The sequence below is a fragment of the Vibrio sp. 1F253 genome (assembly GCF_041439295.1).
Lineage (GTDB): Bacteria > Pseudomonadota > Gammaproteobacteria > Enterobacterales > Vibrionaceae > Vibrio > Vibrio tasmaniensis_A.
Map to the genome: position 1 here is coordinate 1 of NZ_JBGONU010000073.1, position 15,510 is coordinate 15,510.

Consider the following 15,510-nt stretch of genomic DNA (forward strand, 5'->3'; position numbering starts at 1 on the left):
TGCTTTATTGATTTTATTGTTAATTTATAGACTCATCTAAGCGGAGAAGAGCCCCTTTGCTTATGTCGGATCACAAAGCAGTTGTCCTCACTTTCTTTCAAACATAAGCAGAAACGGCTTTCTTTACAAGTAATTTGCGTCTGCATATTCATGCAATATCACCGAGAGATATTGAACTAGAAACTGTACAAATTACTCCCTCCTGAAAGAACGTGCTCGACCTGATCTTTCATTAATATGTAATTCTCTTCTACCGAACGGCCATATTTTTCTGATGTGTCGACCTCTAAAATTGGAATATCAAACCACTTAAAAACTTTGTGATATGCTGGTTCAACACTATTATTTTGCGTAACTGCATCGCCGTACCACTGAACTGTACCACCTCTGGTCTCTATTCTTTTGTTTATTGTTTCAATATCAGCTTTAACAAAAATTATCACTTCTGGAAGAAGTATTTTATTATTAATTTTAAGTGTGTCAAAAATTTTTTTGACAATATCTTCCCCAAGCATAATTGTTTGGTAAGCCAAAGTTGAAAATACATATCTGTCTAATATGACATCTTCATCGTTTAATGCTTTCGAAACCTCGTTACTCTTCAATAAGTTATTTAACAAAAAAATAGAAATGCACTCTCTTTTGACTCATAGGAATCAATGACCTTTCTTAGATCATGAGCTTCAGGGACTACCGCATTATGAACGATTGTATTCATTTCTTTCGCATATAGAGAGCTTAATGTTGTTTTTCCACATGCATCTAACCCTTCAAAAACGATAAATTTATTCATTTTTTCCTCATCTAATATTTTGTTATTATTTATAGAACCTATAATAAGGAATCTATTTTTATTTATTTTATTTTTGTTAATGGATTTTATGATATTTCCACAATATCTATATTGGTTTCTTTATATCTTGAAGAAAACGTAATTGGATTAAACTCTATTTGAGAAAGAGCTTTTTCCACACCGCATGAATTAATGCATTCGCTGTATTTATACCCAGATTTATTGGCAGTATTTTGGTAAAAGCAACCCTCTGGACTAATCATTAAGTATGATTCTGTCATAGTAGAATTAGACTCAGAATACATAGGTAACCCTAATCCACTATGTCTATGAACAAAATTATCGAACTGCTCTTTGGAAATTAGTAGTTCATTATCACCATAAGGCATGACCTGTAATACTTTCCATTTGTATGGATTTAGACTAGAAATTAAATTAGAGAAATCCTCTTCCCAATTAAGACTGTTAATTACAGTATTAATCTTTGTTTTGATTCCTGTTTGTGACTGTGTGAGGCTTGCTAGAGCATGTGTTAACTCATTAACACCAAAAGAGTTTCCTTTTCGATCGTTTCTTCCTATTTTCATACGTGTACTTAAATACTGACTGTCAAAGCTGATTCCAATCATGTCTAAAGTATCTTTCGGCAACGGTGATTTTCCATGAATTAGGTAATGTCCATTAGTTATGGTTGAGGTTTTAAATCCTTTTTGTTTTGCAAGAACCAAAGCGGTAACGAACGTATTTCCTAACATCATTGGTTCCCCTCCTGCAAAGTTAAGACGAACACTTTCGTACCCCAGCTTTTCTTTTAAGACTGGAGTGCCTTTGATGAAGTAGTCTGCTAGCTTATCCAATAAGTTAGCGATTGCCTGTTCTGAACGATGGAGTTCTTTGGGGCGTCCCCATTTTGCAAAACAGTATTTACAACTGTAATTGCAGACTTCTGTCATGTGCCAATTGATTACCAGTTCTTTTGTTTTTCTAGATTGTGCTGTTGTCATGCTTTTTATTCTCAGGTATTCAGATGGCTTCAGTATGATAAAATCGGCTCTGTAGAAAAATGAAAAGCAAAATCCCCCCCCCCCTCAATTTTCTTTTTCTAGCGGAAAACGAAACAATAAAAGGACATTCAGTGGCTACTTTTCCAACCTTCGAATCGGTACTTCTGCAGATTGCTAAAGCGCTTGGCGCTAATGGTCAGATGACTTCAAAATCGAAAAGCAAGTTTAAATATGTCGAGATGACGATGGATAATTTATCTAATACTTGGGAAAGTATTTTGGGTGATATAGCGGATGCTTTAGGGCTTGATGAAAGAGCGAAAAAAGATCTGATCTCCAATGTTACAGACGATTACTTGATGCACAAGAACATCGAGCTTAATGTTTATTCTTCAAAGGCGTCACAAAGAAAAATCGTTTGGCATTATTTAGCCAGGGTTATCATACCAGCTCTAGCGAGACATACGGTATTTTGGCAAATTGAATCAAAAATGGATGAAGGTATGCCTGGCGGGCGGTTTTGGTATCTTCCAGCCGTAGATTCTCCGATTGAACCTACGCAACTTCTTCTCCCTGTACCGCAGGTATTGAATTGGCTTATCGACTTAATCCAAAACACCAAAACATCTATTGCTAATAATTTAAACAACGATCTAGATAGTGTGGATAAATACGAAAAAGTATTAAGGAATCTTTACAATTGGCAAAAATCCAAGAGTACTCCTGAGATATCAAGTATCGAGAAAACGTTTTCGGACGAAGTGGATATACAGTTTGGTGGCTGTTTTGAGCCTGATGAAAAGTCTTCGCAATTTAAACAGGCTCTAGATTTTATTGAAAAAAAAGGTTTGTCTTATGATGACTTACAGCATGAAATAGATATTTCTTGTGAAGACTTAAAGCGAATATTAAGGAGTGAATGCCCAGCAGCGGAGCAGCAAGATTTTGTACAGAAACTAAAAGTACGATATCAGGCACCAAGCTCTAAAGTGATACGTATGAGGTTGCTGATAGCCAGAGCTATTCAAGAGGGATATGAGCAATTAGTTAAGTATTTAACACCTGGAGTCGACAAACTATCTTTTGACTTAAATGAAAATAAAACACTTCAGTTAGTTGAACTTTACAACTATGTATATAACCTGACTTTTTTGGCTCATATTCAAAAGGGAAGTTTAGGAGACCATGCGGAAAATAAGTATTTTGAAGAACAACTTCCTTCCTTTTTTAGGTACGATTTATTGCGAATTTTCACCTCAGACAATGAGCACGATATCCCATGGAGTACTTTAGATAGAATTAATTGTATTTTTAGCCGCTCTGGAGAAGAGGATATATTAGATAATGTCTTTCCTACGTCTCAAGGTGAATTTAAAAAAATGTGTAAACTTATAAAAGAAGAAGGTGATTATTCAAATAATTACCTTATGCGTAGAGATGTTTTAATAGATAAGCTAAAACAAAACAAATCTCCATTTAAACAATTACAGAATATTGATGATTTTGATCTAGTATATGAGGCTAGAATTATTCAGGAGAATCAATATTCAAATCCTAATATAGGTGACATGATTGTTGAAAGGTTAAAATTTCTAGAAGCCACACCTACTGAGTCGATGAAGCGAATATTATTTGAACTAGAAACTCATCTACTCCTTAATAAGTTTGGTTTAAAAACCGAAGAAAAGGTATCTGCTTTGCTAGATGAGGCTAAAAACTGTGATGATTTTGAATTTTCAAAAGCAAATATACTACGTTATGAAGCTCTTCATTATATTGCGCAGAACAAGCTTAAAGAAGCAGAAAAAAATCTTAATTTGGCTATCGATGAATGTAAGAAATACAGCTTTGGAAAGTTTAGAGGATTGTTAGCTAGAGATGCATTCACATTGGCTATAGCAAACCAAAAACTCATTCCTAATAATCACGAAAAGTACTTTAGAGACATGTACTACTGGGGCGGACTGAAAGGAGAACCTAATATTTATGACGTTTCGCGTGAATTACATGAGTATTTTTGGGAAAAGTTGTATCAATGCTATCCTAACTATCAACTGCTTTTTGCTTCTTGTTCTAGCGATATTGAAAAGTTTAGTCGTGATTTCGCAGAGTGTATAAAAAATGGACGTTCCATTGAGCTAGTACTTAAAAAACACGAAGCTTTAAAAAAGAAACAACTGAAATATCCACAAGCAGATAGCATCATTTTGCTAATGATGAAGATGAGCTACGAGTTGCTTCGGAAGTTAAATTATAACAAGCAGATGGTTCCAACAGACATTGCTAATGAAATTAGTGATGTCTGTAATGGGATGATTCAAGGTATCCGTAAGGTCATCGAGCTATGGCCAGAAATTGTGAATATTACAGACTTTAAATATCAGACGCCTTTGATGTTTGCTGCAAACAACAAAGATTATCAAACGGTAAAAGCATTGTTGAAGTCTAACGCAGATCTGAATCTTCAAGATTTCACGGGTAGAACAGCGCTTCATGCCGCTGCGGCTAGCCGATGTTGTAAATCTGCGTCACTTCTACTAGAGCATGGCTGTGATGCAACGTTAATTAACGAAGAAGGTGCAACAGCGTTACATACGGCAACTCGCATGGGCGATCTGCCTATAATTGAACTATTAATTGAAAAGAGACCTGAGCTACTAAAGATTGAAGATTCAAAAGGAATAATACCTGAGCAATTGGCCAGAGAAATTGCCAATAATCCGCTAGCTTACGACGTTCTGAAAAACTTTCTCTTGTCTGAAGGCCGTAGTATTGTCAGACACGAGACTTATAAGGAAATCTTAGAGGTTTTTTAATGGTAGATTTAGTTATAAGTTTCGATTTGAGTTGAAATTTATTTCAGGGGACAAGTATTTCTAAGGATAATCTGCCTGTTATGCTGAAAAAGTGCATAATATGAATCTAACACAACTGGTTGAAGATGGAAGTTTTTGTCCATTTCTTTGAATCTCAGGAACAGAGATAAGTAGTGCCTGATTATGCTTTTGGATACTAAAAGTTATTAATAGGGTGAAAGTTAGTCCGTCGACGTTAATTAAAAATGTCCAAAAATGAGTTTCATAAGCATCGTTTAATCAAGCCAGGTGAGTGCCTTATCAAACCCATCTGGCGTTATATTGATGTACCAATCTAGATCCACTTTTTTGCGCATAACCAGTCCACACTCTTCAAGAGCTTTACATGAAACTCGGAAGTTGTTCGGGTGAATATCTCTCCCAAGCACTTGATTGACGGCCAGGTTGATGACGGTTGACTTACCTTCTTTTACTCCTTTGATGAACGCCTTGGCCAAACATCTTAAGACCTCTTTTTGAACCTGGCTCATTCTTGCTCTTTTCATTCTCTCTGCCTCTTAATCATTGCAACAATAATTAAATTAAAATTCTGAAAATTTATTTATTTCATCAAGGGATAGGTTCGTGCTGGCTGCTATATGCTTGCATGTAGAGTCAGTATGAAGCCGACAGAGCGAAGCAACGTCAGTCAGCTCTTTACTCATTTAAAGAACAGCTTTGTTCGCGATTCTAAAGAGAGATATTTTTTCCTAGAACCTTATAGACCGTAGTCCTACTGCACTCTAACTCTTTACTGATCGCATGCTTGTTCATTCCTTGGCCTGCAAGCTCTTGAATACGTGTATGAAGCGTCTTATTAGGAAATCGGCCAAGATGCCTCCCCTCAGAGCGAGCACGCTCTCTGCCTTCATTACAACGCTGTAATATTCGTTTTCTTTCCATTTCAGCAAACGCCGATATGGTCGTATAAATGACTCTACCTACATCGCTATTGATATCTAAATCCCCCAAATCATGAAACACCAAACCCGCTTTCTTTTGCGCTAGCTGATCGGCAATTTGCAAAGCATCAATGGTATTTCGAGCAATGCGGTCGACTTTGGTAACATGAATAACATCTCCCTCCCTTGCAAAATCCAGCAACAGGTTAAGCTGCTCTCTATCAGAGGATTTACCGCTCGCTTGCTCTTGGTAAATTTTGTCACAACCAATACGTTTAAGCTGTTCAAGTTGAACATCGAGCGTTTGGTCTTGGGTGCTAACACGAGCATAACCAATTTTCATAAAATGGCCTAAAAGTGAACTTAAAGATATTGATACTCAAGTGTACATGTTCACTTTAAATTATAAAGACTAACTGAACAGTTATTAGATGATTGTGAGCAATGTCCATAAAGTTACACCTTAATGAACAGTTGTTAAAACAAAGCGGGGGAACAGCCTTAATCATTGCAACAATGATTAAGTCAAAAGAAAGATTTGGGTGCACCTTGGCATGGATCACAACACTGAATCAGGATACATGAGGTGATGATGAGCGTAAAACGCTTGTTCGGGAGAGATCCGCATTCATGAATCGCCTCTTCAATGTTGAGGTGGTGTACTAGTATGTCCACACTCTCTACATACGTAGTCACCAGTTTGGACACCAAACATCCGTTCCTTACCTATATTGGTACAGCCACACTCTGGACACTCAGCCTTTCTTGCTCTTGCCATACGACTTCCCCTTAGCAACGTCTTAATGTTCTATCGTGATACTTCATTGTTGCCGCACCAATAGACAATGTGCTGACAGCAAAGAAAGCAAACCAACGATAATTTAGATATTTGGTTACGGCTGATAATGCATCGGTTGGCACTGGTGCTGTCCACGCAACAATGAAGCTGATTACGCTACCCAACATAAGAGCAACGGTAATAATTATTCCTGCTTTAATTTTCCAATCAAAGAACTCAAAAAACATGATGTCTTTTTATCCCTTTTGTTCGTTGTCTTTGTTTGGTAGGCCATTCACAGCGTCTAAGTCACGCTGTTCACCCGCCTTTGCTATCCGTGATAACTGGCGTTCGGACTTACCCCAACGTTTTGCGATTTCTTCAAACTTCCAACCTTTAGCGTTTGCTATAAGCTGAAACTCTGTAATATTTCCACCTGTCATATGTGTCTAGTACATTCCAATTTAATTACCTGTCAAATATGTCTAGCTCACTAATCGCCAGTATTTCGACTCTCAGGAGCTAACAACGACTCAAAACGTTCTAAGTTTTTGATATTACACTCTTGATTGAATTTTTCTTCAAACCCTAACACTGTAATAAGCTCTCGTTTAGAAGTGGATAGTAAGTAAATAGCGTCCGTGTGCTCATTGAACATTTTTAGAAGAAACTCAATAGCATCAACTCGGTTTCGAGTGGATCTACCTTTCCATGCTGGCTCATGATGGAATAAACGATTCCTGAACTTATTTAATGCTCCCATTTTCTGAAATAATGTATTGAGTTTAACTCTCTTCTCTCTAGCGTTCGGGAAACACTTATCCAACTGTGTTTGCCATAGGTTATGATCTCTGTTGCGAGGGTTGTTGTAGTCTCGGTGTAACATGTGAACCCAAAATCCAAACGGTAATCGAGAAACAAGATCGTTACTGGTATATCGAACGCCTACATCCTTTAAACACTGCTGTTCTGCAAAATCGACTTGTTTTCGAGACTCTTGACTTAGAGGAATTCGCTTATACCATTCATCATCTTCAAAGCATTCTGTTGCTGATTTATGGATTGAATTTCTCAACGTCACTTCAAGTAGCTGAACTACTGAGAAAAACTGAGACATTATACTTTGCATCGCCATATAAACGGCTATCAACTCACTATCAGATTTACAGTCGAGCACCTGACGATAGGTCTCTAGTTTTTCTGTAGAAAGTCCTTGCTTGATCTCTTCCAAATCCAAATTATTTGCCCTCTGTATCAAGGTTGTGTATTATTAGAAACAACTGAGGTTAATCCTCTTGTTGTGATAGCCCTGTCCTCTTCCGCTGGAAACAGTATTGACAACAGGTAGCGAGTTTAAGAGCCACCCTTTCGAGGGTGGCTCACTTGTTTGTAGCTAATAAAAGCACACTATATTCCCTCGTTTATTCTTCAAACAGAGACTCAGCCCCAATCAACGGGATAAGTCTTAGTAAAACATCTTCCATCACACCGTTTTCAGCGGTGGTTATCTTCTTCGCGTTACGGTCTTTCCAAGAGAGTGTTTGAATCAAACTTGATGCCACGACACTAGGTTTATCCAAATTCATTACCGGAACCTCGGTAGCTTGACCTCGAATACTGGTACTAATCGGACAACAGATAAGTAACCCCGTTTGCTGATTATATTCTTTACTTGAAAGGACAAGAGCAGGACGGTATTTGCCGATCTCCTTGCCTTTCACGGGTTCAAAATCTAACCAGATAATGTCATTACGTTTAGGGATGTACTGAGCCATTACTCGCCTAACTCCTTACCAGAAACAACCGCTAATTCGTCAGCATGTGCCGTATGAGCATCTAAGCCGTTCAGAAGTTCTTTTTCGCTGAACGGAAAGCGTTTCTTCGGGCGTTTGATTGGTTCGATAGTGATTTTTTTACCATCGGCTTTAACCTCAATATCAGCCCCTTCAACCAAACCAAGCTGACGAATGAACGTAGCAGGAATTATGTTGCCAAGACTATTGCCAATTTTTCGTACTTGAGTGCGCATATCTCAACCTCTATGTGTGTACATTGTTATAACAATAGTGATTGTATATATTTTAACCTTGGTGTCAACATTGTTATAACTACAATGCTAGTTCAGCCGCTTTAGATAATTGGTTCGTTGAAATGTCGATGTACTCCAAACTCATTGACGGTTCAGCATGGCCTAATGCTCTTTGTATTGCGTTTAACTCAATCCCTTGAGCATTCATGTTCGAACCGTAACTTCTACGCCCTGTGTGGCTACTACAGCCTTTTAATCCGCTCCGCTGATAGATATTCCTGATCATCAACTCCAGTACATCACAAGCCTGATAATCAACCTGTTCACCTGCCTGATTTATTCTAGTTTTACGCTTCATCGAGTAGCTACGTGCACGATTGTTCAACACAAGTTTACTTAGCGGGTTTAGTCCCTGATAAGTGTTGTTAAAAGTGGTCGCCCAATTGTGTGACTTTCGGTAATCAACCCACTCTTGGATCATTTGTTTGGCTAATTTACTTAACCAGATAGAACGGGGCTTTCTTCGTTTACACAGTGAAGCTCTAAGGTAGATCTCTTCTTTAATTTTGCCAGTAGGCATCAGTACATCATCAACTGTGAGTTGGGCGAGTTCAGAGACTCGCAAAGTCGAAAAAGACAAGGCCAAAACCACACGCTTTAGCTCAGGGTTTTGCATTAGTTGGCATCGAACAAGTAACTTGCGGATTTGTGACGGGGTAAGGCTTTTTGCTTTGGCTCTAGCTTTAGTCATTGTGTATTTTCCTCTTAGAGTCAGAAATACACACACAAGCAGATTAGAGCGTGTTGTTCATGGTATCACACGGAATTACTGGCTTTGGGGGAAAGCGTTCCGTAGTATCGAAATCAACTGATCACGATACTACATACTGGAGTGGTTAAGGTAATTGATGGGCTGTTGCTGTTAAAGACTCGATTTGAACTGTTTTACCTGACATAGAAACTTCTTTGGTATAAAGACTTTCTGCCTTATCCCATTCTAAAAACGCCTGATTAGCTATCGTTTGAATATTAGCTAAATTCACATCGTATTTTTGCGTTAAGCTCAAAGGAAACTTGAAATCATAACTAAGCCAAATGCCATTTTGCTCGGGACGTAATACATGTTGCCAGGCGGAGTACTGACTACCACAATTGTCATATTCAAAATTGCAAATCTCAAACCCCTTACTTTCCGGCAACTGAGATAAATATAAATACACATCGTAGGTTTGATACTCAGGCATCGCTTCAGCATTGTTAAAATTTAACACAATAACACTGTGTGCCCCTGCCTTTGTCCCAATCTCAATATGATTGGTAATAGGGGGGGGGCGTTGCAGTGTTCGTACAGCCCAATAGCGCTGATGATATTCCCACCGCAAGTAACATTTTTTTCATAAATAGCCCTTTTTTACTGGATATCTAACCAGTACAATAAGAATCACATCACGACACAATAAACATCCTCACCAATTGATTAATGTTGAATTAATCAATAATTTCAATATGTTCTTGTTTATATATGGTTCATGCTGGCTGCTATATACTTGCATGTAGAGTCAGTATGAAGCCGACAGAGCGAAGCGACGTCAGTATTACTAATTTAGAGAAAACTGATCATTTTGAGGCTTAGGATCAAAAAATCAAGCGAAACCAAAACACATCACAACCCGTTAACATTTAACTAAATTCTGTAATTAACTTTCAGGAGAAAACTCTAGGGTATGGAAAGAGAAATGGCTGACTTTCGAGCGGTTGTAGCTAGAGTCGTCCCCTACCGCGCAAAAGCCAGCCTAATTTTGTCAATTTAACATATGATCGATAATACAATCCAAGAAAGAAGCACCGTACGGTGACTAATTTAGGTTCTGTCGCAAACTTTGAGGATTTAAGTTAAGGTTTGCTTGATTTCTACTCATGAAACTGATTCTTAATGTGTAAGGCTGTCACTTTCCTTCTGAAGTTGTTCTTGAAACCGTACGTTATTATCTCGCCTATAAACTCAGTTATCGTGAAATTGAAGAGATACAGCTTGAGCGTAGAGTTGTTGTAGATCACGCCACTATCGATCCGTCGATAAATTTGGAAACGTGATCGATTACTACCTTAGCCCGAACCGTGATGAGGCAGCTGCCAAAGCCTTTCTGAATAAGGCCATTGCACAAAATGGTTTACCAAGCAGGTTACAGCCAAGCAATAAACTTGCGCGGGACAAGAGTGAATAACTTGGCCCCCCTAGTGGCTGCCATACATCCTCAAACAAACAGTCCATTTCCTGGTGTCGTGGGAGAAGCGAACGGCCATGTCATTGATTTTCTACTCTGCGATCGCCATGATGAGAAAGCGGCTCGCGCCTTCTTTACCAAGGCAATCGGCTATAATGGTTTATCAGAAAAAGTGGTTATCGATAAGAGTGGTACCAACGCGTTAGCGCTGCATAACATCAATGTTCAACTCTGGCTGACGGAGAAGAGACTCAACTTGATTGAAGTATTTCAAGTTAAATATCTGAACAATATAGTTGAGCAAAGTCACCGGAAAGTGAAAGGTAAAATACATCAGTGTTTAGGGGGGAATTTGTATGAGAGAGCCAGTTCCACCCTGGCAGGCGTGGAACTGTGGTCGATAATTAAAAACGGACAGCTCGATAATCCTGAAGGCTTATCTGCTTGGGAGCAATTTTACGCACTAGCAGCCTAATTACATCTAAAAACCAGTACACTTATACTTCATCATAATTTTGCGATACAACCCCACATTATACGGCTTTGGCTCTAGAGCTGGTTTTGTTCATTTTACTTTAAATGACTAAAGCGTTGCTCCAAATTGTTCTAACAACTCACGTTGTGCATCGGTTAGATTTTTGGGTATTTCAACTTGAACCTCCACCAATAGATCGCCCGCTTCACCTTTACGACTTGTCACGCCTTTCCCCGTCATCTTGAATTTACGCCCTGTTTGAGTACCCGCTGGAATTTTGAGTTTAAAGCGACTGTCTAACACATTCACCGTAACTTCCCCCCCTAAAGCCGCAGTAACCATATCAACTTTGGTGTGACAAATAATGTCATTACCATCGCGGTCTAGAAACCCATGTGGTCTGGTTGCAATAATGAATAATAAATCCCCCGAAGGACCACCATTAACGCCTAAACCACCTTTACCGGAGTAACGTATCTTTTCACCATCTTTAATACCCGAAGGGATCTTAACTTTGATTTTTTTCTGTTTACCATTGATTAGCAATTCGACCGTTTTTTCAGCCCCTTGAACCACATCAATAAAGTCTACAGTAAGCGTATATTGGTGATCTTGACCTTTTTGTCCGCGTGGGCGCCCGTGTCCACCACGAGTTTGTGAGAAGAGATCCTCAAACCCTCCACCAAAGCCGCCGCCACGTTGGCGGAAGGCATCACTAAAGAAGTCTTCGAACCCACTGTGACCACCAAAACCACGATTCTCAGATTCAGTATGACAAAATTGGTCATACTGAATGCGCTTTTCTTTGTCTGTTAAAATTTCATAAGCATCTTTTACTTCTTTGAAATTCGCTTCTGCTGTCGCATCTCCGGGATTTTTATCGGGGTGATACTTAACCGCCAACTTCTTGTAGGCTTTTTTAATCTCTTTCTCCGAGGCTCCCTTAGATACACCTAGCACGCTGTAATAATCTCGTTTTGACATGCTAAAAACTCACTCAATTTCTCATTCAAACAAAAAAGGGCGTATGAGTGACCTCTTACGCCCTGAATACCAATAAGTTCACGTCTCCATGATACATAACTCAACGTTTAACAGCTCGAAAGCAATTATCCGTCAGTGGCGTTACTTCATTTCTTCAAACTCAGCATCAACAACATCGTCGTCCTGCTTAGGTTGTTCATCAGCTTGCTGTGCTTGTGCTTTCTGTTGAGTAATTTCCATTAGCTTTTGAGCTGCTTGCATAAGTTCTTGAACTTTAGCGTCGATCACTTCTTTTTCGTCACCAGACTTAGCTAATTCTAGAGCTTCGATAACCGCTTCGATTTTAACTTTCTCGTCTGCAGGTAGAGCTTCACCCGCTTCTTCTACTTGCTTCTTAGTACCGTGAATCATTTGGTCAGCTTGGTTACGTGCAATGACTAGCTCTTCGAACTTCTTGTCCGTTTCTTTGTTAGCTTCTGCCTCTTGTACCATTGCTTCGATCTCTTCCTCAGACAAACCACCTGATGCTTGTATCGTGATCTTTTGCTCTTTACCTGTTGCTTTATCTTTAGCAGATACGTTCAGGATCCCATCCGCGTCTAGGTCGAATGTTACTTCGATTTGTGGCATGCCACGTGGAGCTGGTTGGATACCTTCTAGGTTGAACTGACCAAGAGACTTGTTGTAAGTCGCTTGCTTTCGTTCACCTTGAAGAACGTGGATAGTTACTGCGCTTTGGTTGTCTTCAGCTGTAGAGAACACTTGCACCGCTTTAGTCGGGATAGTTGTGTTTTTCTCGATAAGCTTAGCCATTACCCCGCCCATCGTTTCGATACCGAAAGAGAGAGGAGTAACGTCAAGTAGTAAAACATCTTTAACGTCACCAGCTAGCACTGCACCTTGAACAGCAGCACCCATTGCAACAGCTTCGTCAGGGTTCACATCTTTACGTGGCTCTTTACCGAAGAATTCAGTTACTTTAGCTTGAACCATAGGCATACGAGTTTGACCACCCACTAAGATAACGTCAGTGATTTCGCCTACAGATAGGGCAGCATCTGCAAGAGCTACTTTTAGTGGCTCAAGAGAACGTTGAACTAGGTCTTCAACTAGAGACTCAAGCTTCGCTCGAGTCACTTTGATGTTCATGTGCTTAGGGCCATTCGCATCAGCCGTAACGTAAGGTAGGTTTACGTCAGTTTGAGTAGTAGAAGAAAGCTCGATTTTCGCCTTTTCTGCTGCTTCTTTAACACGCTGCATTGCTAGTGGATCAGTTTTAAGGTCGATACCTTGCTCTTTTTTGAACTCATCTACTAGGTAGTTAATCATGCGGTTATCGAAATCTTCACCACCAAGGTGAGTATCACCGTTAGTTGAAAGAACTTCGAAAGTTTTCTCACCTTCTACTTCATCAATTTCGATGATAGAGATATCGAATGTACCACCACCAAGGTCGTATACAGCGATAGTGCGATCACCACCTTGCTTGTCTAGACCGTAAGCTAGAGCAGCAGCAGTTGGTTCGTTGATGATCCGTTTAACATCTAGGCCTGCGATACGACCAGCATCTTTCGTTGCTTGACGCTGAGCATCGTTGAAGTAAGCAGGAACAGTAACAACTGCGCCAGTTACTTCTTCGCCTAGGAAGTCTTCAGCTGTTTTCTTCATTTTCTTAAGAACTTCAGCAGATACTTGAGGAGCAGCCATTTTTTGGCCTTGCGCTTCAACCCAGGCATCACCGTTGTCAGCCTTAACAATGTTGAAAGGCATGATTTCGATATCGCGTTGAACTTCTTCATCTTCAAAACGACGACCGATTAGACGCTTGATAGCGAATAGGGTGTTTTGAGGGTTAGTAACCGCTTGACGCTTCGCAGGTTGACCAACTAGCGTCTCGCCTTCAGTGTATGCGATTACCGAGGCTGTTGTGCGTTCGCCTTCAGTATTTTCTAGTACGCGAGGTTTGTCGCCGTCAAGTACGGCAACACATGAATTTGTTGTCCCTAAGTCAATACCGATAATTTTACTCATAATAAGACCTCTCTTATTAAAATTATTTTTTCTAATGCAAAATATGTAATTCTATTCTTCTATATGAGTACAAGCGTTTAAGTCTTGCACTCTAGTGGTGATAAACAGCAATATTTTTAGACAAGGTTAGTAAAATCGAATACTAAAATCACCTTATCCGATCCTGTTTCCCCAGTCATTATTTGTGGATTGAGATCTGACGGGGTTGCATTGCTTCTGGGACTTCACGGACGAGGTCTACGTGCAGCAAACCATTTCCCATACTCGCTGCTTTAACGGTTACGTAGTCAGCCATCTGGAATTTACGTTCAAAGTTACGCTCTGCGATCCCTTGATAAAGGTAATTAGGTTTAGTTTCTACAGGCTGAACTTCACCGGAAACGATTAACATATTTTCGTTCTGGGTAAGAGTTAGTGCATCTTCAGAAAAACCAGCTACAGCCATCGTAATACGATAGTTGTTTTCGTCTTTCTGCTCGATGTTGTATGGAGGGTAGCCATTACAAGATGGCTTATTCGTGCTACTCTCCGCTAGGTTAAATAGACGTTCAAAACCAATGGCATGACGGTATAGCGGAGAAAAATCTACATTACGCATAATACTATCCTCATAAATAAGCAATAGTTCTTAGTGTTTAGTACACCAAGACCGGAGACAGACTCTATTGCACCACGTAGGCGCCGTAAGACATATGTTCCAGGTGTTAACAGGTTTAAGGAACTCGCTAATGTCGCATACTACAACGTCAACGTTCCTTGATTACAATTGCCCTTGCTTCCCTAAGAAGGCGAAGTGGGCAACTTAAGAACTTCATCTGTCAGTTCGTTTTTTTAAAATATTATCCCAAGAGAAACCTGTCAATACTAACATTAGGTTTTTTTGGTCATTTATAAATTGTTAATTTAGCAAAAGCGCTAGCTCGATTCTGTCAGATTCGATCTAACAGGTTCTTCGCTGGCTCATTCCTACACACAACCCAAATCGCGGGCCTGGATCTGTCAGCATATAATGTATTTTAATGTGACACCCTAAGCGCCAAAACGCACATCAAAACAAAACCCTGAGCACTTAAACGTCCCCTCCCCCTTTGTCACAAATCGCAATGCTGGAAATACTGACCCGTAGTTGGTGTACAGAATGATGTGATCCGCTCGCTCGTGAAGAAACCATTCACCAAAGCCAGCGCCATTTAATTCGATGAAAAAGTCACGGATTTCATGGAAAGCAAAACGACGCGACCCCAATAGCGGAAACTGCTGCTTGATAGCTTCAACGAACCCTTGGTCTTTTAACGCTGCGATATCAGCCTGCTGATCGGGCGATTGACGACGACTGAACATTTTCAAACGCTGGATTTTGGAAACCCAATCAGACTTTTTTTTCGCCTCATCACGACACTTTTTGACTTGAGAGCGCAACTTCAATACCGCCAA

At 39.7% G+C, this 15,510-nt stretch carries 17 protein-coding genes and 1 pseudogene; 2 read left to right on the forward strand and 16 right to left on the reverse strand.

Annotated features, from left to right (window positions below; translation table 11 throughout):
- Nucleotides 1–176: 176 nt before the first annotated feature.
- From ACED28_RS21550 to ACED28_RS21560, 3 genes are all read right to left on the reverse strand, one after another.
- On the reverse strand, nt 177–620 hold the full coding sequence (locus ACED28_RS21550; RefSeq protein ID WP_371710703.1) for a thymidylate kinase: 444 nt from the start codon (nt 618–620) through the stop codon (nt 177–179).
- The gene (locus ACED28_RS21555) at nt 614–793 is read right to left on the reverse strand and encodes a hypothetical protein (protein WP_258519506.1); all 180 of its coding nucleotides are present in this window, start codon (nt 791–793) and stop codon (nt 614–616) included. The genes ACED28_RS21550 and ACED28_RS21555 overlap by 7 nt, the downstream gene beginning before the upstream one ends.
- Nucleotides 794–879: 86 nt before the next feature.
- A complete protein-coding gene (locus ACED28_RS21560) occupies nt 880–1,797 on the reverse strand; it encodes a viperin family antiviral radical SAM protein (RefSeq protein WP_171312169.1) in 918 nt (305 codons plus the stop codon).
- Between the two features lie 59 nt (nt 1,798–1,856).
- On the opposite strand from ACED28_RS21560, the gene ACED28_RS21565 reads away from it, so the two are divergent.
- Nucleotides 1,857–4,613, forward strand: coding sequence for an ankyrin repeat domain-containing protein (locus tag ACED28_RS21565; protein WP_371710704.1), 2,757 nt, complete (start codon nt 1,857–1,859; stop codon nt 4,611–4,613).
- Nucleotides 4,614–4,888: 275 nt separating this feature from the next.
- Here the strand turns inward: ACED28_RS21565 and ACED28_RS21570 are convergent, their stop codons facing one another.
- The 9 genes from ACED28_RS21570 to ACED28_RS21610 form a co-directional block, all read right to left on the reverse strand.
- Nucleotides 4,889–5,158: a hypothetical protein gene (locus ACED28_RS21570; protein WP_048666177.1), complete on the reverse strand. Its 270-nt coding sequence runs from the start codon at nt 5,156–5,158 to the stop codon at nt 4,889–4,891.
- Between the two features lie 184 nt (nt 5,159–5,342).
- Nucleotides 5,343–5,897: a recombinase family protein gene (locus ACED28_RS21575; protein WP_048666176.1), complete on the reverse strand. Its 555-nt coding sequence runs from the start codon at nt 5,895–5,897 to the stop codon at nt 5,343–5,345.
- A gap of 446 nt (nt 5,898–6,343) precedes the next feature.
- Nucleotides 6,344–6,580 carry a hypothetical protein gene (locus ACED28_RS21580; protein WP_017086661.1) on the reverse strand — a complete coding sequence of 79 codons (237 nt, stop codon included), beginning with the start codon at nt 6,578–6,580 and terminating at the stop codon, nt 6,344–6,346.
- 9 nt (nt 6,581–6,589) lie between these two features.
- A complete protein-coding gene (locus tag ACED28_RS21585; protein WP_371710705.1) occupies nt 6,590–6,775 on the reverse strand; it encodes a hypothetical protein in 186 nt (61 codons plus the stop codon).
- A gap of 50 nt (nt 6,776–6,825) precedes the next feature.
- Nucleotides 6,826–7,569 (reverse strand): hypothetical protein, encoded by a 744-nt coding sequence (locus ACED28_RS21590; RefSeq protein ID WP_017086663.1) that lies wholly within the window; start codon nt 7,567–7,569, stop codon nt 6,826–6,828.
- A gap of 184 nt (nt 7,570–7,753) precedes the next feature.
- A complete protein-coding gene (locus ACED28_RS21595) occupies nt 7,754–8,107 on the reverse strand; it encodes a type II toxin-antitoxin system PemK/MazF family toxin (RefSeq protein ID WP_017098244.1) in 354 nt (117 codons plus the stop codon).
- A complete protein-coding gene (locus ACED28_RS21600; protein ID WP_017098243.1) occupies nt 8,107–8,361 on the reverse strand; it encodes an AbrB/MazE/SpoVT family DNA-binding domain-containing protein in 255 nt (84 codons plus the stop codon). Before ACED28_RS21600 ends, ACED28_RS21595 begins: the two co-directional genes overlap by 1 nt.
- Nucleotides 8,362–8,440: 79 nt before the next feature.
- Complete coding sequence (locus ACED28_RS21605; protein ID WP_102495680.1) at nt 8,441–9,112, reverse strand: site-specific integrase; 672 nt, start codon at nt 9,110–9,112, stop codon at nt 8,441–8,443.
- Nucleotides 9,113–9,257: 145 nt separating this feature from the next.
- On the reverse strand, nt 9,258–9,632 hold the full coding sequence (locus ACED28_RS21610) for a hypothetical protein (protein ID WP_017098241.1): 375 nt from the start codon (nt 9,630–9,632) through the stop codon (nt 9,258–9,260).
- Nucleotides 9,633–10,302: 670 nt separating this feature from the next.
- Between ACED28_RS21610 and ACED28_RS21615 the strand changes: the two are divergent.
- Nucleotides 10,303–11,061: pseudogene (locus tag ACED28_RS21615) on the forward strand (transposase); the annotation flags it as partial.
- 108 nt (nt 11,062–11,169) lie between these two features.
- Here the strand turns inward: ACED28_RS21615 and ACED28_RS21620 are convergent.
- The 4 genes from ACED28_RS21620 to ACED28_RS21635 form a co-directional block, all read right to left on the reverse strand.
- Nucleotides 11,170–12,045: a DnaJ C-terminal domain-containing protein gene (locus ACED28_RS21620; RefSeq protein ID WP_017096991.1), complete on the reverse strand. Its 876-nt coding sequence runs from the start codon at nt 12,043–12,045 to the stop codon at nt 11,170–11,172.
- Between the two features lie 141 nt (nt 12,046–12,186).
- On the reverse strand, nt 12,187–14,076 hold the full coding sequence (dnaK, locus tag ACED28_RS21625) for a molecular chaperone DnaK (protein ID WP_102258078.1): 1,890 nt from the start codon (nt 14,074–14,076) through the stop codon (nt 12,187–12,189).
- 178 nt (nt 14,077–14,254) lie between these two features.
- Nucleotides 14,255–14,674: an Hsp20 family protein gene (locus ACED28_RS21630; RefSeq protein WP_017091829.1), complete on the reverse strand. Its 420-nt coding sequence runs from the start codon at nt 14,672–14,674 to the stop codon at nt 14,255–14,257.
- 431 nt (nt 14,675–15,105) lie between these two features.
- On the reverse strand, nt 15,106–15,510 hold a 405-nt coding region (locus tag ACED28_RS21635; protein ID WP_371710706.1), incomplete at its 5' end, for a hypothetical protein.

Bases quoted from the DNA above. Each gene is read 5' to 3' on its own strand.
- ACED28_RS21555 (WP_258519506.1), bottom strand. From the start codon at position 793: ATGAATAAATTTATCGTTTTTGAAGGGTTAGATGCATGTGGAAAAACA.
- ACED28_RS21560 (WP_171312169.1), bottom strand. From the start codon at position 1,797: ATGACAACAGCACAATCTAGAAAAACAAAAGAACTGGTAATCAATTGG.
- ACED28_RS21565 (WP_371710704.1), top strand. From the start codon at position 1,857: ATGAAAAGCAAAATCCCCCCCCCCCTCAATTTTCTTTTTCTAGCGGAA.
- ACED28_RS21570 (WP_048666177.1), bottom strand. From the start codon at position 5,158: ATGAAAAGAGCAAGAATGAGCCAGGTTCAAAAAGAGGTCTTAAGATGT.
- ACED28_RS21575 (WP_048666176.1), bottom strand. From the start codon at position 5,897: ATGAAAATTGGTTATGCTCGTGTTAGCACCCAAGACCAAACGCTCGAT.
- ACED28_RS21580 (WP_017086661.1), bottom strand. From the start codon at position 6,580: ATGTTTTTTGAGTTCTTTGATTGGAAAATTAAAGCAGGAATAATTATT.
- ACED28_RS21585 (WP_371710705.1), bottom strand. From the start codon at position 6,775: ATGACAGGTGGAAATATTACAGAGTTTCAGCTTATAGCAAACGCTAAA.
- ACED28_RS21595 (WP_017098244.1), bottom strand. From the start codon at position 8,107: ATGGCTCAGTACATCCCTAAACGTAATGACATTATCTGGTTAGATTTT.
- ACED28_RS21600 (WP_017098243.1), bottom strand. From the start codon at position 8,361: ATGCGCACTCAAGTACGAAAAATTGGCAATAGTCTTGGCAACATAATT.
- ACED28_RS21605 (WP_102495680.1), bottom strand. From the start codon at position 9,112: ATGACTAAAGCTAGAGCCAAAGCAAAAAGCCTTACCCCGTCACAAATC.
- ACED28_RS21620 (WP_017096991.1), bottom strand. From the start codon at position 12,045: ATGTCAAAACGAGATTATTACAGCGTGCTAGGTGTATCTAAGGGAGCC.
- dnaK (WP_102258078.1), bottom strand. From the start codon at position 14,076: ATGAGTAAAATTATCGGTATTGACTTAGGGACAACAAATTCATGTGTT.
- ACED28_RS21630 (WP_017091829.1), bottom strand. From the start codon at position 14,674: ATGCGTAATGTAGATTTTTCTCCGCTATACCGTCATGCCATTGGTTTT.